This is a genomic window from Enterobacter wuhouensis (genome assembly GCF_035835995.1).
Classification (GTDB): Bacteria; Pseudomonadota; Gammaproteobacteria; order Enterobacterales; family Enterobacteriaceae; genus Enterobacter; species Enterobacter wuhouensis.
In genome coordinates this window covers 1,095,432-1,114,423 of the sequence record NZ_CP142124.1, presented here as the reverse complement: position 1 = coordinate 1,114,423, position 18,992 = coordinate 1,095,432, and the positions used below count along the sequence as shown (strand labels likewise).

Sequence of the window (18,992 nt, the reverse complement as noted above, 5' to 3'; positions counted from 1 at the left end):
TATTGGGGGAGGAGAAAGGAGGATGAGGCAAAATTCCCTCTCCCACAGGGAGAGGGAGAAAAAAGATTACTGCGCTTCTGCCAGCTGACGGTCGCGACGGCGCTTAAACATCCAGCCCACCAGCAGCAGGACGATCCACGCGAAGCCCACGTACAGAGAGATACGGGTATCCGGATGGTAGCCAATCAGGCCAATAATAAAGACCAGGAAGATCAGGCCGACGATGGTCGTCGGCACGCCGCCCGGCACTTTGAACTTCAGCGCTTTGGCCTCTTCCGGCGACAGACGGCGGCGGAACGCAATTTGCGAAAGCAGGATCATGATCCACACCCACACCGTCGCGAAGGTCGCCAGGGACGCAATCACCAGGAAGACGTTCTCCGGCATGATGTAGTTCAGGTAGACCGAGAACAGCAGCGCCACGGTCATCACCACGACCGTCACCCACGGCGTTCCGCGGCGTGAGGTTTTGGCAAACACCTTAGGCGCGCTGCCCTGCTCCGCCATGCCGTGCAGCATACGGCCTACGCCGAACACGTCGCTGTTGATCGCGGAAAGCGACGCGGTCAGCACCACAAAGTTCAGAATGCTGGCGGCAAAGGCGATGCCCATATGCTGGAAGGTCAGTACAAACGGGCTGCCGTTGGTGCCGACCTGGTTCCACGGGTAGATGGACATGATCACGAACAGCGTCCCCACGTAGAACACCAGAATGCGCATCGGCACGGAGTTAATGGCGCGCGGAATGGATTTCTCCGGGTCTTTCGCTTCACCGGCGGTAATGCCGATGATCTCGATGCCGCCGTAGGCGAACATTACCATCTGCAGCGACATCACCATGCCGAGCCAGCCGTTGCTGAAGAAGCCGCCGTTGCTCCACAGGTTATGGATGCCGGTCGGCTGGCCGCCGTTACCGATGCCCCAGATGATGATGCCGAAACCGGCGAGGATCATGATGATAATGGTCGCGACCTTGAAGAACGAGAACCAGAACTCCAGCTCACCAAACACCTTCACGCTCATCAGGTTGACGGCGCAGATGATCAGCACCACGCTCAGCACCCATATCCAGTGCGGCACCGCCGGGAACCACACGCCCATATAAATCCCAAACGCGGTCACGTCGGCAATCGCCACTATCAGGATTTCAAAGCAGTAGGTCCAGCCGGTGATAAAGCCGGCCAGCGGGCCCAGGTTTTCCTGCGCATAGCGGGAGAAAGAGCTGGCGGACGGGTTATGAACCGACATCTCACCCAGCGCGCGCATGATGATATAGGCCGCCACGCCGCCGATAATATAGGCCAGCAGCACGCTTGGACCGGCCATTTTGATGGCATCTGCCGAGCCATAAAAAAGGCCGGTACCGATAGCAGAGCCCAGCGCCATAAAGCGGATGTGGCGCGTGCTTAGCCCACGTTTAAGTTTGTTAGTGCTTTCCATTTAAATCTTGCCATTCAACACGAAAAAAACAAAAAACCACGGGGCCTTAAGCCCCGTGGTTAAACAGTTTGCTGCCGTTGATTAATGGGCGTTCGATGCAACCTCACGCCCTGCAGCACGGTCCCAGATAATCGCCAGAACCAGCGCAACAACGGTAGGCATCAGCCAGGCCAGGCCCTGCTCGGAGAGCGGCAGACGCTGTGTCCAGGCGGGCAGGATTTCTGCGAAGGCCGATGCTTTAATTCCGTCAAGGATACCAAAAATCAGGCTAATGAACATGGCTGGCGCAATAATTCGCGACGCGTTGTTCCACCATGGACGGGTAAAGCTCAGCACCACCAGCACGATGCACGGCGGATAGATGGCCGTCAGCACCGGAATAGAGACCTGGATCAGGTGGCTCAGACCGAGGTTCGACACCGCCATAGAGAAGATGCCGAGGATAAACACCAGCGTGCGGTAAGAGAGCGGCAGATACTGGGCAAAGAACTCTGCGCAAGCGCAGGTCAGGCCAACCGCCGTCACCAGACACGCCAGGAAGATCAGCACGGCCAGCAGCATACTGCCCGCACCGCCAAAGGTGTGCTGAACGTAAGCGTGCAGGATAGCCGCACCGTTCGCATTCTGGTCAACCAGCGTTGCGCTATCAGAGCCCAGGCGGAACAGCGCCAGATACAGGAGCGTCAGGCCAACACCGGCCATCAGGCCAGCCCAGATGGTATAGCGGGTCAGCAGGCGCGCTTCGGTCACGCCGCGAGAACGCGCGGCGTTAACGATAACGATACCAAACACCATCGCGCCCAGCGTATCCATGGTCAGGTAGCCGTTAACGAAGCCGTTAGAGAAGGCCGCGTTCTGGTACGCATCCATCGCCGTGCTGATAGGACCGGCTGGCCAGACGATAGCGGCAACCGCCAGCACGATCAGCGCGACGATTTTCAGTGGAGCCAGGAAGTTACCCACGGTATCCAGCAGCTTGCCAGGATAGAGGGAAACCAGAATCACGATCGCGAAGTACACCAGGCTGTAGATAAACAGCGGCATCGCGCCGTCACCCGTTAGCGGAGCGATCCCCACTTCGAAGGAGACGGTCGCCGTGCGCGGAGTCGCAAACAGCGGGCCAACGGCCAGATAGCAGACGGTCGCCAGCAGAACGCCAGCCACTTTGCCAATCGGGGTGCTGAGACTGTCCACGCCGCCGCCGACTTTCGCCAGCGCAACAACGGTGAGGACCGGCAGGCCCACGGCAGTAATCAGGAAACCAAACGCGGCGGTCCAGACGTGTTCACCCGCCTGTAAGCCAACCATTGGAGGGAAAATGATGTTACCTGCGCCAACGAACAGCGCAAATGTCATAAAGCCCAGCGCGATGATGTCACGCGATTTTAAGTGATGGGTCATAAAACCTTACTGCCTGTGGATGTGGTGTTGAAAACGTTGAGAATTTCGCCATCCCTCGCGGGACAATACAGCGGAAAATTTACTCAATTTCAGCGGGATATGCTCCCGTCCTGGCGTGGCGAAGAATAGTTTTTCGATTTACCACGCAAATACAGTCGGTCTGACAGTATATGGGGGGCAATTTAAACGCTTATAACGTTTAAAGGCAAGGAGGGATCGTAAAACCAGAACAATATGCCAGCATGAAAATACAGACCAGCATAATACGCCAGTTATAAGAAAAACGCATGGCTAATCATGCGAACAAAAAAGCATCAACCGTATAAAATTCACTCGCGTTTCGCTTGACCGCAAAGCAAACAGGCCAGCGTGCGCTGGCCTGTGGAAAGGTAAAATGACACGCCTGCCGTCAGGCGATCTTTTTGGCAATTAATCGTTCCGGGATGACGAAGCTAAAGCGGGTTCCCTTCCCCACCGTGCTCTGTATATCAAGACGGCTTTCATGGTGGTTCACGGCATGTTTCACAATCGCCAGCCCCAGGCCACTCCCTCCTGTCTGCCGGGATCGCGCTTTATCCACACGGTAAAAGCGCTCGGTCAGGCGTGGAATATGCTCTGGGGAAATGCCCGGCCCGTTGTCCTCAACGCTAAATTCCGCGCCCGTCGACGTATGCTGCCAGCGCACCCGAATATGCGTCCCTTCCGGCGTATGGTTCACCGCGTTATACACCAGATTGGAGACAGCGCTGCGCAACTCATCTTCGCTGCCAAGCACCTTGAGACTGTTATCAACCTCAAAGGTAAGCTCGTGTTTTTTATGGCTGAGCGTCTGCGCTTCACGCTCAACAACCCGCAGCATCATCGGCACGTCGATGGTGTCAGTCAGCGCGAGCGAAGGCGCTGCCTCAATTTTCGAAAGCGTAAGCAGCTGCTTAACCAACCCTTCCATCCGGTGCGTTTGCTCACGCATGGTGTGCAGCGCTTTCTCGCGCGGCGCCCCTTCCAGCGTTTGCTCCTGCATCATCTCCAGGTAGCCCTGAAGCACCGTCAGCGGCGTGCGCAGCTCGTGGCTAACGTTGGCAAAGAAGTTACGCCGCGCCCCTTCCAGCTGGTGCATCTGGGTTACATCGCGCGCCACCATCAGCCACTGCCGATCGCTGTAGGGCATCACGCGAATTTCCAGGTGCCGGCCATTATTGAGCTTCAGATTGTGCGGGCGGGTAAAGTCACGCTTTTTCAGATACAGCGTGAACTCCGGATAGCGCAGAAGGTTGAGGATGTTCTGTCCGTTATCGTCCGGCCAGCGCAGGCCAAGAAGCTGCTGTGCCAGGCCGTTACACCAGAAGATGGTCCCTTCTTCTGTGGTCAGAATGACCGCATCCGGCAGCGACTCCGCGCCGCTGCGGAAACGCTTGATCAGGCTTCCCAGCTCGCGGCGGCGCTTTTTATTACGCATCTGCATCTGGTGCAGACCGTATAAGAGCGGCTCCCAGCTCCCGCTTCCCGGCGGAGGCGTCATACTTCTGTCAACCCACAGCCACCAGGAAAGGCGCAGCAGGTTCCAGAAATGCCAGATCAGTAATCCCGTAACCGATGCCAGCAAAAACCAGGGCAGATGTCCAAGAAAGGCCCCCAGAATGAAGGCCGGAATACAGCATAAGATCAGTTCAAAGACGAGCCTTTTCCATGACAGACGTTCCAGCACGCGTCACACTCCTGTCATTGTTCAGAAACGGGTTGAGAAACGATAACCCGTGCCGCGGACCGTCTGCACCATGCGATCGTGGCCGCTCAGTTCCAGCGCTTTACGCAGGCGGCGAATATGGACGTCAACCGTCCGGTCTTCGACATAGACGTTAGTCCCCCAGACGTTATTCAGCAACTGCTCGCGGCTGTAGACGCGTTCCGGATGGGTCATGAAGAAGTGCAGAAGTTTAAATTCGGTAGGCCCCATATCGAGGGGATTTTCGCCCGTCATCACCCGGTGTGAGGTGGGGTCAAGGCTCAGGCCCTGCATCTCGATCACCTCTTCCACCGCCATCGGGGAAATGCGGCGCATCACGGCTTTGATGCGGGCGACCAGCTCTTTCGGGGAGAACGGCTTGGTGATGTAATCGTCCGCGCCGGTTTCCAGACCGCGCACGCGATCTTCCTCTTCACCGCGCGCCGTGAGCATCACCACCGGAATATCGCGGGTCATCGCTTCACGCTTGATGTGTTTGATGAACTGCAGACCAGAGCCGCCGGGCAACATCCAGTCCAGCAGAATCAGGTCGGGCCAGGGTTCATTCAGCTGGTTCACCGCGCTGTCATAATCTTCCGCTTCAACCGGCTGGAAGCCATTTTGTTCGAGCACGAAGCACACCATTTCACGAATTGGAGCTTCATCTTCTACGACCAGAATACGTCTCGCCATACTTTGCCCTGTCTTATCTTATTAAGTTACAAGTTTGTAATGCGGCGTCATTATGCGTCAGATTTATGACAGATTTATGAAAAACAGTACCACTATAAATGGCAAACTGTTGTTTTATTACAGCGGTTATTTTCCGCCCCCTGAAAGTTTATAATCCCCTCCACCATTTTTTGCCACGGATCTGTTATGCGCATACTTCACACCTCGGACTGGCATCTGGGTCAAAACTTTTACAGCAAAAGCCGCGCTGCTGAGCATGAAGCGTTCCTGAACTGGCTGCTGGACACGGCCCAGTCTCGCGAGGTTGACGCGATTATCGTGGCGGGTGACATCTTTGATACCGGCTCGCCGCCGAGCTATGCGCGCGAGCTTTATAACCGCTTCGTGGTGAATCTGCAGCAAACGGGCTGTCATCTGGTTATTGTTGCTGGCAACCACGACTCCGTGGCGACGCTCAATGAGTCGCGCGACATTCTGGCCTTTCTCAATACTACCGTGGTCGCCAGCGCCGGACACGCGCCGCAGATCCTGAAAAAACGCGACGGCACGCCGGGTGCGGTGCTGTGCCCAGTTCCCTTCCTGCGCCCGCGCGATATCGTGCAAAGCCAGGCGGGACTGTCCGGCGGCGAAAAACAACAGCATCTGTTACAGGCCATCACCGACTATTATCACCAGCAGCATGCCGATGCCTGCGCCCTGCGAGGCGACCAGCCGATTCCGGTGATTGCGACCGGGCATCTCACCACCGTCGGGGCCAGTAAAAGTGACGCCGTACGTGACATCTATATCGGTACGCTGGACGCCTTTCCGGCGCAAAACTTTCCGGCCGCCGACTATATCGCGCTCGGGCACATTCATCGGGCGCAAATCATCGGCGGCTGCGAGCACATTCGCTACTGCGGATCGCCTGTCTCGCTCAGCTTTGATGAAACCGGCAAAGCAAAATCCGTGCACCTGGTGAGCTTTAGCGAGGGCAAACTCAGCGCCGTTGAGACGCTGGAGGTGCCCGTCACCCAGCCGCTGGCGGTGCTAAAAGGCGATCTGGCGGCCATCACTGAGCAGCTCGAACAGTGGCGTGGTGCCGAGCAGGTTCCGCCCGTCTGGCTGGATATCGAAATCACGACCGACGACTACCTGCACGATATGCAGCGGAAAATTCAGGCGCTGACGGAAGACCTCCCCGTGGAGGTTTTACTGGTGCGCCGCAGCCGGGAACAGCGCGAGAAAATTCTGTTAAGCGCACAGCGTGAAACGCTTAGCGAGCTCAGCGTTGAAGAGGTATTTGAGCGTCGGCTATCCCAGGAAGAGATTGACGACGTGAAGCGCAAAAGGCTTACCGAGCTCTTTGCGCTTACCCTGCACGCGCTCAATGACGAGGAAGAAAACGCATGAAAATTCTGAGCCTGCGTCTGAAGAACCTCAACTCACTCAAGGGCGAGTGGAAGATCGACTTTACCGCCGAGCCCTTTGCCAGCAACGGTCTGTTTGCCATCACCGGCGCGACCGGGGCAGGTAAAACCACCCTGCTCGACGCCATCTGTCTGGCGCTTTATCACGAAACGCCGCGTCTGCAGAAGGTGTCGCAGGCGCAAAACGACCTAATGACGCGCGACACCGCCGAGTGCCTGGCGGAAGTGGAATTTGAGGTAAAAGGCGTTGCCTATCGCGCCTTCTGGAGCCAGAACCGCGCCCGCAACCAGCCGGACGGGAACTTACAAGCACCGCGCGTAGAGTTGGCGCGCTGCGAAGACGGCAAGATCCTGGCCGACAAGGTCACGGATAAACTGGAGCAAATCGCGACGCTCACCGGGCTGGACTACGGCCGCTTTACCCGCTCAATGCTGCTCTCACAGGGACAGTTTGCCGCCTTCCTTAATGCCAGGCCGAGCGATCGCGCCGAGCTGCTGGAAGAGCTGACCGGCACCGAGATCTACGGCCAGATTTCCGCCATGGTGTTTGAAAAACACAAAGCCGCACGCAGCGTGCTTGAAAAGTGCGAGGCGCAGGCGGCGGGCGTCGTGCTGTTGAGCGAAGAGCAACAGCAGCAGTTACAGCAAAGTTTGCAGGCACTTACTGACGAAGAGAAAACCCTGCTGGTTCAGCAGCAAAACCAACAGAAAGATTTTCAGTGGCTTACGCGCCATGATGAGCTCGTGCTTGAGCAACAGCGCGTCTCCGCGATGCAGCAGCAGGCGCAGCAGGCGCTGACGAACGCTGCGCCAGAACTGGCAAAGCTCCAGCTCGCTCTGCCCGCTGCCCAGCTTCGACCGCTTTGGGAGCACCATCAGGGGCAAACCGCGCGTCTGACGCAAACCCAGCAGCGAATTATCGAAGTAAATACTCGCTTACAGGCCAAAACCGCACTGCGCGCGCGGATCCGTCATACCGCCCAGCGGAATCATGAGCAGCTTCAGACCGAACTGACGGCGCTGGCGCAGTGGCTGGCGGAGCACGAGCGCTATCGCCTGCTGGGGCAGGAGATTGCCGGCTGGCGCGCCCAGCTCTCGCAGCTTAATCGCGATAAAACGCAGTTAGCCTCGCTTGCTGCGCGGATGAGTGAATTACGCAACAGGCTGGCCGAGATGCCGGAAAATGCGCTGACGCTGACGGCGGATGAGGTCAACGCGGCCATGGAGCAGCAGTCCCGGTCACGCACGCTGCGCCAGCGGCTAACGTCGCTGCATGCCCGCTATCAGCCGCTGCAAAAGCGCCTGCGCCAGAGCGGTGAAAGCGTGCAGAAGGCCCAGGCCGATCAAAATAAACTCAATGAAACGCTGGCGCTGCGCCGCCAGCAGTACAAAGAGAAACACCAGCACTATCTGGACCTGAAGGCCCTGTGCGAAAGCGAAGCGACGATTAAAAAGCTGGAGAACTACCGTTCGCAGCTTGAGGCAGGCAAACCCTGTCCGCTGTGCGGCTCCAGCGAGCACCCCGCCGTTGAGCAATACCAGTCGCTTGAGCTGACGGATAACCAGCGCCGCCGTGATGCCCTGGAAAAAGAGGTCGCCGCGCTTAAAGAGGAAGGCCTGCTGGTGCTGGGACAGGTTAATGCCCTGACTCAGCAGATCCAGCGCGAGACGGACGAAGCGCAGACTCTCTCTCAGGAAGAGCAAGCACTCACTAAAGAGTGGATGGAAGCCTGCGCTTCCCTGAACATCGCGTTGAATATTCAGGAAGATATCACGCCGTGGATGAACGAGCAGGAACAGTACGAGCGTCAGCTTTATCAGCTCAGCCAACGTCTCACCCTGCAAAACCAGTTAAATGAGCAGGAAGCGCAGGAGCGACAGTATCAGCAGCAGCTGACGAACGCTCGCCAGGCGCTGGAACACACCCTGCTCTCGCTATCGCTTAACGTACCTGAAGACGGTAATGAAGCCGCCTGGCTGCACGCCCGCGAAGCGGAATTTGCGCAGTGGCAGGAGAAACAAACGCAGCACGGCGTGCTTCTGGAACGCATAAACGCATTGAAGCCGCTGCTCGACACGCTTCCGGAAACGCGCGGCGAAGAGGCCGAACCGGCCATTCCGGACGGCTGGCGCGACGTGCACGACGAATGCGTGTCGCTACAGAGCCAGCTCACCGCGCAGCATCAGCAGGAAACGCTGGAGCAAGAGCGGCTGCAGCAGTCGCAGACGCAGTTCACCGCGGCGCTCTCGGCGAGCTGCTTTGCCGATCGGGACGCGTTCCTTGCCGCGCTGCTGGATGACGACGCAATTCGCCACCTCGAACAGCTTAAACAATCGCTGGAAAACCAGATACAGCAGGCCGCGGCCCTTTCCGGCCAGGCTAATCAGCAGCTGCAGGCGCATCAGGCACAGCGTCCGCACACGCTGGAGGCCGATCTGCATACCCTGCAAAGCCAGCTGCAGCAGCTGGCACAGCGGCTTCGGGAGAACACCACTCGCCAGGGTGAGATCCGCCAGCAGCTGAAGCAGGACAGCGATAACCGTCTGCATCAGCAGGCGCTTATGCAGCAAATCGAAGACGCCACCCGCCAGGCCGAGGACTGGGGCTATCTGAATTCGCTGATTGGCTCCAGCACCGGCGATCGATTCCGTAAATTTGCCCAGGGGCTGACGCTCGACAATCTGGTGTGGCTCGCCAACCAGCAGCTTAACCGCCTGCATGGCCGTTATCTGCTGCAGCGTAAGGTCAGCGACGCGCTGGAGCTGGAGGTGGTCGATACCTGGCAGGCGGATGCGGTACGCGACACCCGCACGCTTTCAGGCGGCGAGAGTTTCCTGGTGAGCCTGGCGCTGGCGCTGGCCCTTTCCGATCTGGTGAGCCATAAAACGCGGATTGATTCCCTGTTCCTGGATGAGGGTTTTGGCACGCTCGACAGCGAAACGCTGGATACGGCGCTGGATGCGCTCGACGCGCTGAACGCCACCGGGAAAACCATCGGTGTTATCAGCCACGTTGAGGCGATGAAAGAGCGCATTCCGGTGCAGATTAAGGTGAAGAAAATTAACGGGCTGGGGTACAGCAGGCTGGATAAGGAGTTTGCGGTGGGGTGAATGGTGGGAGGGTGCGGTCTGATGCCCTCACCCTGACCCTCTCCCACAGGGAGAGGGTACAAACATCAAAAACAGCAACATACGTTGCTGTTTTGCTTTTACCTTGCCTCACCCTGGCCCTCTCCCACGGGGAGAGGGTACAAACATTAAAAACGGCAACGCAAGTTGCCGTTTTGCGTTTATTCCGGCCATAACCACGCTGCGCCGCGCACGCCGCTGGAATCCCCGTGCACCGCTTTGCGGATCGGGGTTTCGCACTCGCCGCCAAAGACCCACTGCGTCACCAGGTTTGGCACCGTGGCGTACAGCCGGTCAACGTTGCTCATCCCACCGCCGAGCACAATCACGTCCGGATCGAGAATGTTCACCACGTGCGCCAGGGATTTCGCCAGCCGCATTTCGTAGCGGCTAAGGGCCAGCTCGGCGACCGGGTCCTGTTCTTCGACCAGGCGCATGATTTCGTTGCCCTTGAGCGGCTGGCCGCTCAGACGGTGGTAGTCGGTGGCAAAGCCGGTGCCGGAGATAAACGTCTCGATACAGCCCTGCTTTCCGCAGTAGCACGGCACTTCCGCGCGGTATTTAAGCTCATCTTCATCCATCCACGGCAGCGGGTTGTGCCCCCACTCGCCAGCGGTGCCGTTACCGCCAATGTGGGCGCGTCCGCCGAAGGCCACGCCCGCGCCGCAGCCGGTGCCGATTATCACCGCAAAAACGGTCTGCGCCCCTGCCGCCGCACCGTCGATGGCTTCCGATACCGCCAGGCAGTTAGCGTCGTTGGCAAGACGCACGTCGCGGTTCAGGCGTTTGCTTAAATCCTTATCAAACGGCTGACCGTTCAGCCAGGTGGAGTTGGCGTTTTTTACCACGCCGGTATAGGGAGAAATCGAGCCGGGAATGCCCATTCCGACGGTACCCGTCTGCCCCGTCGCCTGCTCTGCCATCTCAACAAGCCGGGCAATGGTCTCGATAGTCTGGTGATAATCATCGCGCGGCGTGGGCAGGCGGTGGCGGAACAGCTGCTCTCCCCGCTCGCTCAGCGCAATGACTTCTGTTTTGGTGCCGCCCAAATCAATCCCAATACGCACAAGACTCTCCTCATTATTTTGATTATCAACAGAGTAGAAGCACGCTTCCCGATTAGCAATGCAAGCGATGCGACAATTCGTTATCATGCCCGCTGATTTAACGACAAGGCCGTGGAAATTATCATGCTGTGGTTCAAAAATTTGATGGTTTACCGTCTCAGCCGCGACGTTTCGCTGCGCGCTGAAGAGATGGAAAAACAGTTAGCCGCCTATAGCTTTTCCCCTTGCGGTAGCCAGGATATGGCGAAAACCGGCTGGGTTCCGCCAATGGGTTCACAAAGCGATGCACTGACCCACGCCAGCAGCACGGGTCAAATCATCGTTTGCGCCCGCAAGGAAGAGAAAATCCTGCCAACGCCTGTGGTTAAGCAGGCGCTTGAGGCGAAAATCTTCAAGCTGGAAGCAGAGCAGGGCCGTAAACTGAAGAAGACGGAAAAAGACTCTCTGAAGGATGAAGTGCTGCACTCGCTGCTGCCGCGCGCCTTTAGCCGCTTCAGCCAGACCATGATGTGGATCGACACCGTCAACGGGCTGATCATGGTGGACTGCGCCAGCGCCAAGAAAGCAGAAGATACGCTGGCCCTGCTGCGCAAGAGCCTCGGTTCTTTACCGGTGGTACCGCTGGCGCTGGAAACGCCGATTGAGCTGACCCTGACCGAATGGGTGCGCAGCGGAACGGCAGCGCAGGGCTTCCAGATCCTCGACGAAGCGGAGCTGAAAGCGTTGCTGGAAGACGGCGGCGTGATCCGTGCGAAGAAGCAGGATCTGGTCAGCGATGAGATCGCCGTGCACATTGAAGCGGGCAAGGTGGTCACGAAACTGGCGCTCGACTGGCAGCAGCGTATTCAGTTCGTGATGTGCGACGACGGCTCCGTGAAGCGTCTGAAATTCTGCGACGAGCTGCGCGATCAGAACGAAGATATCGATCGGGAAGATTATGCCCAGCGCTTTGACGCGGACTTTATCCTGATGACCGGGGAGCTGGCAGCGTTGATCGAGAGCCTGGTAGAAGGGCTTGGCGGCGAAGCGCAGAGATAACAGGCAAAGCGTAGGCCGGGTAAGCGTTGGTGCCACCCGGCTTATTTTTTTATTTCAGGTAGCGGCACAGATAAGAGGTAGGCTCAGCAACCTGCAGATGGAATTCGCTGTGAGCCGGGACGTTGAACACCTGACCGGCAGCGTAAACCGTCCATTCCGTTTCACCCGGCAGCAAGACGTTCAGCGCACCGCTGACGACCGTCATCTCTTCAGCTTCCGCGGTGCCAAAGGTGTATTCCCCTTCAGCCATCACGCCAACGCTGGCGCGGCCAGTGCTGCTGCTGGTAAAACCGATGGATTTCACTTTACCGGAAAAGTATTCGTTACTTTGAAGCATGAACTGGCCCTTATATTTATAGATAAAAATCCACTATAGGGGCCATGCTCATGACCTGTCACGCAAAATCATTACACCAGCAGCTCTGATGCCAGACGCGCCATCAAAACATTCGACAGCAGCACCGGAACATCAAGCGCCTTTTGCAGTAAATCACGATGACGCTGATGGAAACCTAGGCAGTCGAGGATAAGTACGTCCGCGCCTCTGTCCAACAGCTCCTGTCCCGCCGCGATCAGCGCTGCTTCGCTATCCCAGACGGGATTGGCCAGCGCGTAGAGCGGCGTTTTTTCCAGTACCTGCCATTTAGCCGCCTGATTATCGAGAAGTTCCTCAATAGGAACAATCACGCCCACCTGATGACCATCAACAATCGAGGCCACCAGCGGGGGAATAATCCGCATCGGCTCCAGCAGTATCGAGGTTCGTGCAATGAGTCCCTTAATCGGAGCGGTACTCATCAGTAAAATTACGTCATACCCTTGATTATCGAGGACTTCTATTACCCCCTGAAGCGAGCGCTCGATTTTCTGGCGCGATACATGCGCCAGTTTACCGTCACTTAATAACGTCGGTAGGGGATCCTCCCCCTCTTCTAAAGCGTAGTCTTCCATGACCTCTTCCCGACTCATCTTGCCCAACAGGCTAAGATGCGTGATCTGTTGTTCAGAGACATGCTCCGTCAGGAGCGGTAACACTTCGCTTACAGGGACCACACCAATAGTGAGGATCGCCAACGTCGCCTTCATTTTGATCGCCTTCCATTACTACCCCAGCCTTCACACAGGTACAGGCTCACTACGCTGCACAGTTCATTTTTCCAACAAAACAGCACCAATCGTAGCAGGCGATCCCGACATTGAAATGTAAAGATCGCAGGACCCTTTCGAATCCGCCTGTAATAACTAAATATTAACTCCTGCTTAACATTACCGGTGAGTTAAAAGTGTGATTTAAGCACGGTTGTAACGAAATCAGATTTTTATCAGGACTTTTCAGGATCCTCATAGCGCCGCTTAGCGTCCAGCGCTTCCTGCTCGGTTTCGTGTTCGCTGATCAGCGAATCTGGTTTGGGGTGATCTGCACGCAGCTGATACCAGGTGACGGTTTGATCGGCATTACCTTTTTCGACGGTAACAATACGCGCTTCACGCGGATAGGGAGGTCTGGTTGGCATAGCTCATCCTTTTTAAGTGTCTGAGCTATGAGTATAGACGGCAGCTAGCTGGCGCAAGCCAAACGGAGGGCGGTAATAATCTGAATAACCACTTCTTTGGGCGGCGCGGATGCATCCACGACGTGATGAGCCGCCTCGCGGTATAACGCATCGCGCTCCGCCAGCACTTCACTCACCTCTTCGCTGAGCGGCTTCGCGGTCAGCGCAGGGCGTTGCCCCTCTTCCGGAAACGCTTCAAGGCGCCCAACCAGGGTAGCAACCGGGGCGCAGAGGTAAATGACGATCCCTTTTTCACGCATAAAGTGGCGATTATAGTCCGCGAGAATGATACCGCCTCCGGTCGCAATCACGGTGGACGGTGCAGTCACCGCCTCCAGCGTGGCCGTTTCGCGCGCGCGAAAGCTCTCCCATCCCTCGTTTTCGACGATCCCGGCGATGCTTTGACCCGCATTTTCCTGCAGCCAGTGGTCGGTATCGACAAACTGACTGTCGCATGCGCGCGCCAGCTCCGTGCCAACGGTGGTTTTCCCACAGCCGCGAGGGCCAACTAAGAAGATGGGTGGGTTCATAACCAGGTGTTTCCCCTTGATGCCGGAAGGCTGAAGACTGTAAAGAAATGATTGCAGAAGATGTTGCGTTTACTTTACTGCAAAGCGGTACGGGATGACAACCCTGTGGAGGCCACACTGTACCACAAATTGACAATGGTTATCATTACGCCGTGCGTCGCTTGACTTCAAGCAGCCATTTATCCAGCTCGGCGGCGAACTGCTGGCGATCGCGCTGCGACAGGCTGTCGGGCCCGCCGGTCTGGACGCCGCTGGCGCGCATCGTATCCATAAAATCGCGCATCGTGAGTTTCTCCCGGATGGTCGACGGCGAATATCGCTCACCGCGCGGGTTAAGCGCTGCCGCCCCTTTCTCCAGCACTTCCGCAGCGAGAGGAATATCGGCCGTAATCACGAGATCGTCGGCGCTGCAAAGTCGGACAATTTCGTTATCCGCCACGTCAAACCCGGCAGGAACCCGCAGGGAACGAATGAACTTCGACGGCGGGACGCGAATATTCTGGTTCGCCACCAGCGTAAGCGGCATCTGCACGCGATCCGCCGCGCGGAACAGAATCTCTTTAATCACATTCGGACAGGCGTCCGCATCAACCCAAATGGCCATATTGGCTCCCCGGTTTAGCAATGATGGCTATTGTCGCCTGCTTTTCGTTGTTAAGCTATAACCCTATCAATCAGCGATAACAACGCATAATAACGGAGAGACGTGATGGAGAAGAAAATCGGGTTTATCGGCTGCGGCAACATGGGTAAAGCCATCCTGGGCGGCCTGATCGCCAGCGGGCAGGTCCTGCCTGGACAGATTTGGGTCTACACCCCGTCCCCGGACAAAGTTGCCGCACTGCGTGACGAATACGGCATCAACGCGGCAGAAAGCGCGCAGGAAGTTGCCCAGGTCGCGGATATCGTCTTTGGCGCCGTTAAGCCGAACATCATGATCAAGGTATTGAGCGAGATCACCTCCAGCCTGAATAAAGAGACGCTGGTGGTATCGATAGCCGCAGGCGTGACCCTGGACCAGCTGGCGCGCGCCCTCGGCCATGACCGTAAAATCGTGCGTGCGATGCCAAACACGCCGTCACTGGTTAACGCCGGGATGACCTCCGTCACGCCTAACGCGCTGGTCACGTCAGAGGACGTGGCGGACGTGCTGAATATTTTCCGCTGCTTCGGCGAAGCGGAGGTGATTGCCGAGTCGATGATCCATCCGGTTGTCGGGGTGAGCGGCTCTGCTCCCGCGTATGTCTTTATGTTCATCGAAGCAATGGCCGATGCCGCCGTGCTCGGCGGGATGCCGCGCGCGCAGGCGTACAAGTTCGCCGCACAGGCCGTCATGGGCTCCGCCAAAATGGTGCTGGAAACCGGTAAGCATCCGGGTGAGCTGAAAGATATGGTCTGCTCGCCGGGCGGAACCACCATTGAAGCCGTGCGCGTGCTGGAAGAGCGAGGATTCCGCGCGGCGGTAATCGAAGCCATGACCAAGTGCATGGAAAAATCAGAGACGTTAAGCAAGTCCTGATCGCGATAGTCGGGCGTCAGGCGGCCACTTCAGTGCGGCCTCGCCCGGCATTTTTGGCTTTATACAGCGCGACGTCTGCCGCCTTCAGCCACTCCCGGTAGTGACCAAAATGTTCGCCCCACGGGGCCACGCCAACGCTGATACGCAGCCGCTCCGCGGGTGCGCACGGCAGGGATAATTTTTTCAGCCGCTCGTGAACGCGCGACATCGCGGCAATTGCATGTTCAGCAGGCGTACCGGACATGATGATCGCGAACTCATCCCCGCCAAAACGGCCGATACAGTCCCCTGAGCGCAGCGTCATCTGCAGCTGTCGGGTGATGGCGATAATCGCTTCATCCCCGACGTCATGTCCCCAGGTGTCGTTAATGCTTTTGAAGTGATCGATATCGATCAGCAAAATCGTTGTCTGGCGATGGCTGCGGCGACACTTTTCATATTCATCACGCAGCAGCGTCTCCCAGTGGCGTCGGTTATAGACCCCGGTCATGCCGTCCCGGGTGCTCATCTGCTCCAGCTGCCGCCTGTTTTCTACCAGCCGGATTGCCGTCCGATGGCTTACCCAGGCAAACAGCACGGGATAAAACATAAAAATGGGCAGCGTCAGCCACCACTCCAGGAGGCCCGGGGAAAGCGTTACCACGCTGTCGGTGAGCTGTAATGACGCCAGGGCGGACACAGACGTCATTACCATCCCCGCGAAAAACAAGCGGCAGCCGCCCGCCCCCATCATATTCATGCCTATCATCATGATCAGCGCGGCCGTGGAAAGCGCGTTTCCCCCCATCAGGCCAATCCACACGCCGGCAATGACGGCATCAGCCTTCAGGTTCATACGTTCCCGATGATGCGGATCGGGCGCACGAGAGGCAATCTGCCAGGCAAGATGGGGCCAGACAAACGCCCAGCCAACCAGAAATAGCCACCAGCCGCCGGGCAGAAAATGCGTCACCAGCACGTCGGCAATGGGGAAAAACATGCCCGCCAGCCCGACCACTCGCGCCAGCCGCATGCGCCGGGCAAACTGGATGCCGGTGCGGTGTGCGTCATCCTGAGAAAGGTTTTGCTGCCACTCTTCCCGAATGCTCTCTTTATTGTAAAAATTTTCGTCATTCATCATGTTTTGGGAATATTCTGAAACATTTTCCCAAATTATAGAGAGGGGGCTTTCGGGGGAAGTATGAAATTTCGGGTGAGCCAGGAGAGCGGCTCACCCGATAGGACTACGCCTGTTTTTTCAGGCAAGCGCTCATAAACTTGCTGCGATCGTCGCCCTTCAGCATCTGCTGCGTGGCCTGAGCGTTACATTCGCGCATTTTCTGCTGCTGCGGCGTCAGGCTTTTCTCGCCCGGTTTAGATGCCCCATTTTTCAGGCAATCACTCATGTAGGTCTTGCGGGCATCGCCCTTCAGGGTTTGCGCCGTCGCCTGCTGATTACAGGTCGTCATACGCTGCTGTTGAGGGGTAAGGGTCCTCTCTGCTGCGTTCGCCGAGGCCATCAGGAACACGCCCGAGAGTAGGGTAACCAGAATTGTTGTTTTCATTGCACCATCCTTTATGTGAAGTTCCACGTTAAGTCTGGTTCGTTACGGGGAAAAAACCACCCGGCGGTTACGCTTTCCGCCGGGCGTTTTGCTTATTTCAGATTGAGCGCCGCTTTCATGGTGTAGAACAGATCCGTTTGATCCGTCAGCCCCACCACGTTCGCCGCATGCGGGCCGTAGGCCGCGATACGCAGCTGCGTGCCCGTGTGCTCCATAGACTCTTCTTCCGAGTTGCCATAGCTCATCACCATTACCGCACCGTCTTTAGTGTTCAGCGCCTGAGTGAGCCCAGGTGCTTTGGTATCGGACGGGATAATCTGGCTGGCGTGCGCATGGTCGGCGGTGACGACCACGAGGGTATTCCCGTCTTTCTTCGCAAATTCCAGCGCCTTTTGCACGGCTTCGTCCAGATCGACGGTTTCACCAATCTGGCCGCACGGGTTTGCCGCATGGTCTTGCTTGTCGATTGACGCGCCTTCGACCTGCAGGAAGAATCCTTTTTCGCTCTTGCTGAGCAGAGAGATGGCCTTATCCGTCATTGCCGCCAGGGTTGGCACGCTGCTGTCCCGTTTCGGATTGGGTGTACAGGTTACCGCGGGCTTATCCAGGCTGCCGTGGTAAGAGGCTTTCGGCCCTTCCCAGCGCACCGGCATGTTGCCGTCAGAGAAAAGGCCCAGCAGCGGTTTATCCTGGTTCGCCTCGGCTATCGCAGCCAGAGAGGACGCATCGCTTACCATCTGATAACCGCGAGCCTGCGCCTGCTCGCGCAGGGTTTTGCCCTGCCATTCGCCCGCCGTCGCCGTCTCTGAGAAGGTTTTTGCCCCGCCGCCCAGGGTGACGTCAGCACGCGTATTCAGCAGCTGCTCGGTAATCGACCCTTTGCCGCCTTTTTCCAGCGCGTTGGTCGGGCATTTTTCACTAGTGACGGACGGGCCGTAGCACTTTCGCGACGTCACGTGGGACACCAGCGCAGCCGGCGTCGCATCCTGAAGTTCAGCGGTAGAGACGTTGCCGGTTGCCAGCCCCGCCGCTTTTGCCATCTCCAGGATGGTTTGATGATCTTTTTCGTGGATGTCTACGCCCAGCGCGCCGTTATAGGTCTTCACGCCGGTTGACCACGCCGTTGCAGACGCCGCGGAATCCGTTACGTAATCCGGCTTTCCGGTTTTTTTATCCAGCGCATAATGGGTATATTGTCCGGTCAGCGGTAATGCATCGATGCCTTTAAAAAATCCGCCCGCGCCTTCTGCATAATTTCGCGCTGCCGTAATTTCTGAATCACCCATGCCGTCGCCGATCAGCAGAATTATATTTTTAGCCGGTTTGTCATTCAGCGAGGCGCGAATAGCTGCAGTCTGATCTTCTGACAGACGGCGTGCGCCACCAGGCTGAGTGATATCGCCCTGTGCGGCACGATTATCCAGCACGCGGGTATTCGTCGTTTCAGCCTGAATAGCAGGGGCAAATAACAGGGGGAGTAGTGCGATGAAAAGTGCGCTCTGTTTCAATTTATTTTCTCCATGTACAAATACATAAAAATAAAAACAGAGCGACTATAGGCAACCCGCATGACATTTCAATGACAGACCGTCACGTCCTGTGACAGCCTAGCTGCGGGGATGCCTTAAAAGCTTCTTTACGTATTGCTGGAGCATTTCAGCATCGCGAGCGGGGACCTGTGAATCAGGCCTGGCACCTTCCAGCGCGCCTTCGATGCTTTCAATCAGCGACTGCTGATCGTTTTCAGCCATTCGTCTGAGGAGCGCCGTCACAACAATTTCCAGCGCCTCGACCTGGGCGACCAACTCTTTTGACTCTTCTTCCTTTTGTGCAAGCTTGATCAGCAACTCAGCAATGAGATTTTTCATCGTGCTATTTCCTTATGGGATTTTCCATGAAATTAGCATTCTCATTGTTCAATGCAAAGAGAAGAAAAGTATTATCTT

The 18,992-nt window shown here is 57.0% G+C and carries 18 protein-coding genes; 4 read left to right on the top strand and 14 right to left on the bottom strand.

The genetic code is table 11. The annotated features are described in order from the left end of the window. Positions 1–66: 66 nt before the first annotated feature. The 4 genes from proY to phoB form a co-directional block, all read right to left on the bottom strand. Positions 67–1,440: a proline-specific permease ProY gene (gene proY, locus VPX56_RS05310; RefSeq protein WP_131633294.1), complete on the bottom strand. Its 1,374-nt coding sequence runs from the start codon at positions 1,438–1,440 to the stop codon at positions 67–69. A gap of 81 nt (positions 1,441–1,521) precedes the next feature. Further along, a complete protein-coding gene (gene brnQ, locus VPX56_RS05305) occupies positions 1,522–2,841 on the bottom strand; it encodes a branched-chain amino acid transporter carrier protein BrnQ (RefSeq protein ID WP_263610772.1) in 1,320 nt (439 codons plus the stop codon). A gap of 409 nt (positions 2,842–3,250) precedes the next feature. Next, complete coding sequence (gene phoR / locus VPX56_RS05300) at positions 3,251–4,546, bottom strand: phosphate regulon sensor histidine kinase PhoR (protein ID WP_131633297.1); 1,296 nt, start codon at positions 4,544–4,546, stop codon at positions 3,251–3,253. A gap of 21 nt (positions 4,547–4,567) precedes the next feature. After that, a complete protein-coding gene (gene phoB / locus VPX56_RS05295) occupies positions 4,568–5,257 on the bottom strand; it encodes a phosphate response regulator transcription factor PhoB (RefSeq protein WP_003859122.1) in 690 nt (229 codons plus the stop codon). Positions 5,258–5,443: 186 nt separating this feature from the next. Here phoB and sbcD point away from each other — a divergent pair, with 186 nt between their 5' ends. Together sbcD and sbcC are read left to right on the top strand one after the other, a co-directional pair. Further along, positions 5,444–6,649, top strand: coding sequence for an exonuclease subunit SbcD (gene sbcD, locus VPX56_RS05290; protein ID WP_326470330.1), 1,206 nt, complete (start codon positions 5,444–5,446; stop codon positions 6,647–6,649). Beyond that, entirely contained in the window at positions 6,646–9,777 is a 3,132-nt protein-coding gene (gene sbcC, locus VPX56_RS05285) for an exonuclease subunit SbcC (RefSeq protein ID WP_326470328.1), read from the top strand. Before sbcD ends, sbcC begins: the two co-directional genes overlap by 4 nt. A 179-nt stretch (positions 9,778–9,956) precedes the next feature. Here the strand turns inward: sbcC and mak are convergent, their stop codons facing one another. Next, the gene (gene mak / locus VPX56_RS05280) at positions 9,957–10,862 is read right to left on the bottom strand and encodes a fructokinase (protein ID WP_326470326.1); all 906 of its coding nucleotides are present in this window, start codon (positions 10,860–10,862) and stop codon (positions 9,957–9,959) included. Positions 10,863–10,985: 123 nt separating this feature from the next. Between mak and rdgC the strand changes: the two genes are divergently transcribed. Continuing rightward, positions 10,986–11,900 (top strand): recombination-associated protein RdgC, encoded by a 915-nt coding sequence (gene rdgC, locus VPX56_RS05275; RefSeq protein WP_263610768.1) that lies wholly within the window; start codon positions 10,986–10,988, stop codon positions 11,898–11,900. 49 nt (positions 11,901–11,949) lie between these two features. On the opposite strand, the gene ppnP is transcribed toward rdgC, so the two are convergent. From ppnP to VPX56_RS05250, 5 genes are all read right to left on the bottom strand, one after another. Further along, positions 11,950–12,237 carry a pyrimidine/purine nucleoside phosphorylase gene (gene ppnP, locus VPX56_RS05270; protein WP_131633302.1) on the bottom strand — a complete coding sequence of 96 codons (288 nt, stop codon included), beginning with the start codon at positions 12,235–12,237 and terminating at the stop codon, positions 11,950–11,952. A 71-nt stretch (positions 12,238–12,308) separates the two neighbouring features. Continuing rightward, positions 12,309–12,986, bottom strand: coding sequence for an AroM family protein (locus VPX56_RS05265; protein ID WP_131633303.1), 678 nt, complete (start codon positions 12,984–12,986; stop codon positions 12,309–12,311). A gap of 236 nt (positions 12,987–13,222) precedes the next feature. Beyond that, positions 13,223–13,414 (bottom strand): protein YaiA, encoded by a 192-nt coding sequence (gene yaiA / locus VPX56_RS05260; protein WP_131633304.1) that lies wholly within the window; start codon positions 13,412–13,414, stop codon positions 13,223–13,225. Between the two features lie 44 nt (positions 13,415–13,458). After that, a complete protein-coding gene (gene aroL / locus VPX56_RS05255; RefSeq protein ID WP_263610767.1) occupies positions 13,459–13,983 on the bottom strand; it encodes a shikimate kinase AroL in 525 nt (174 codons plus the stop codon). Positions 13,984–14,128: 145 nt separating this feature from the next. After that, positions 14,129–14,587 carry a YaiI/YqxD family protein gene (locus tag VPX56_RS05250; protein WP_131633306.1) on the bottom strand — a complete coding sequence of 153 codons (459 nt, stop codon included), beginning with the start codon at positions 14,585–14,587 and terminating at the stop codon, positions 14,129–14,131. Positions 14,588–14,692: 105 nt separating this feature from the next. On the opposite strand from VPX56_RS05250, the gene proC reads away from it, so the two are divergent. After that, positions 14,693–15,502 (top strand): pyrroline-5-carboxylate reductase, encoded by an 810-nt coding sequence (gene proC / locus VPX56_RS05245; RefSeq protein WP_131633307.1) that lies wholly within the window; start codon positions 14,693–14,695, stop codon positions 15,500–15,502. Between the two features lie 16 nt (positions 15,503–15,518). On the opposite strand, the gene adrA is transcribed toward proC, so the two are convergent. The 4 genes from adrA to iraP form a co-directional block, all read right to left on the bottom strand. Continuing rightward, on the bottom strand, positions 15,519–16,622 hold the full coding sequence (gene adrA, locus VPX56_RS05240) for a diguanylate cyclase AdrA (RefSeq protein WP_326470319.1): 1,104 nt from the start codon (positions 16,620–16,622) through the stop codon (positions 15,519–15,521). A gap of 103 nt (positions 16,623–16,725) precedes the next feature. After that, positions 16,726–17,046, bottom strand: coding sequence for a phosphate starvation-inducible protein PsiF (gene psiF / locus VPX56_RS05235; RefSeq protein WP_326470317.1), 321 nt, complete (start codon positions 17,044–17,046; stop codon positions 16,726–16,728). Positions 17,047–17,138: 92 nt separating this feature from the next. Further along, positions 17,139–18,554 (bottom strand): alkaline phosphatase, encoded by a 1,416-nt coding sequence (phoA, locus tag VPX56_RS05230; protein WP_326470315.1) that lies wholly within the window; start codon positions 18,552–18,554, stop codon positions 17,139–17,141. 99 nt (positions 18,555–18,653) lie between these two features. After that, on the bottom strand, positions 18,654–18,914 hold the full coding sequence (gene iraP / locus VPX56_RS05225; protein ID WP_131633311.1) for an anti-adapter protein IraP: 261 nt from the start codon (positions 18,912–18,914) through the stop codon (positions 18,654–18,656). Between the last annotated feature and the right edge of the window lie 78 nt (positions 18,915–18,992).

Coding starts and splice junctions, on each gene's coding strand:
- brnQ (WP_263610772.1), bottom strand. CDS start 2,841: ATGACCCATCACTTAAAATCGCGTGACATCATCGCGCTGGGCTTTATG.
- proY (WP_131633294.1), bottom strand. CDS start 1,440: ATGGAAAGCACTAACAAACTTAAACGTGGGCTAAGCACGCGCCACATC.
- ppnP (WP_131633302.1), bottom strand. CDS start 12,237: ATGCTTCAAAGTAACGAATACTTTTCCGGTAAAGTGAAATCCATCGGT.
- VPX56_RS05250 (WP_131633306.1), bottom strand. CDS start 14,587: ATGGCCATTTGGGTTGATGCGGACGCCTGTCCGAATGTGATTAAAGAG.
- adrA (WP_326470319.1), bottom strand. CDS start 16,622: ATGATGAATGACGAAAATTTTTACAATAAAGAGAGCATTCGGGAAGAG.
- aroL (WP_263610767.1), bottom strand. CDS start 13,983: ATGAACCCACCCATCTTCTTAGTTGGCCCTCGCGGCTGTGGGAAAACC.
- iraP (WP_131633311.1), bottom strand. CDS start 18,914: ATGAAAAATCTCATTGCTGAGTTGCTGATCAAGCTTGCACAAAAGGAA.
- rdgC (WP_263610768.1), top strand. CDS start 10,986: ATGCTGTGGTTCAAAAATTTGATGGTTTACCGTCTCAGCCGCGACGTT.
- proC (WP_131633307.1), top strand. CDS start 14,693: ATGGAGAAGAAAATCGGGTTTATCGGCTGCGGCAACATGGGTAAAGCC.
- phoB (WP_003859122.1), bottom strand. CDS start 5,257: ATGGCGAGACGTATTCTGGTCGTAGAAGATGAAGCTCCAATTCGTGAA.
- sbcC (WP_326470328.1), top strand. CDS start 6,646: ATGAAAATTCTGAGCCTGCGTCTGAAGAACCTCAACTCACTCAAGGGC.
- psiF (WP_326470317.1), bottom strand. CDS start 17,046: ATGAAAACAACAATTCTGGTTACCCTACTCTCGGGCGTGTTCCTGATG.
- sbcD (WP_326470330.1), top strand. CDS start 5,444: ATGCGCATACTTCACACCTCGGACTGGCATCTGGGTCAAAACTTTTAC.
- yaiA (WP_131633304.1), bottom strand. CDS start 13,414: ATGCCAACCAGACCTCCCTATCCGCGTGAAGCGCGTATTGTTACCGTC.
- VPX56_RS05265 (WP_131633303.1), bottom strand. CDS start 12,986: ATGAAGGCGACGTTGGCGATCCTCACTATTGGTGTGGTCCCTGTAAGC.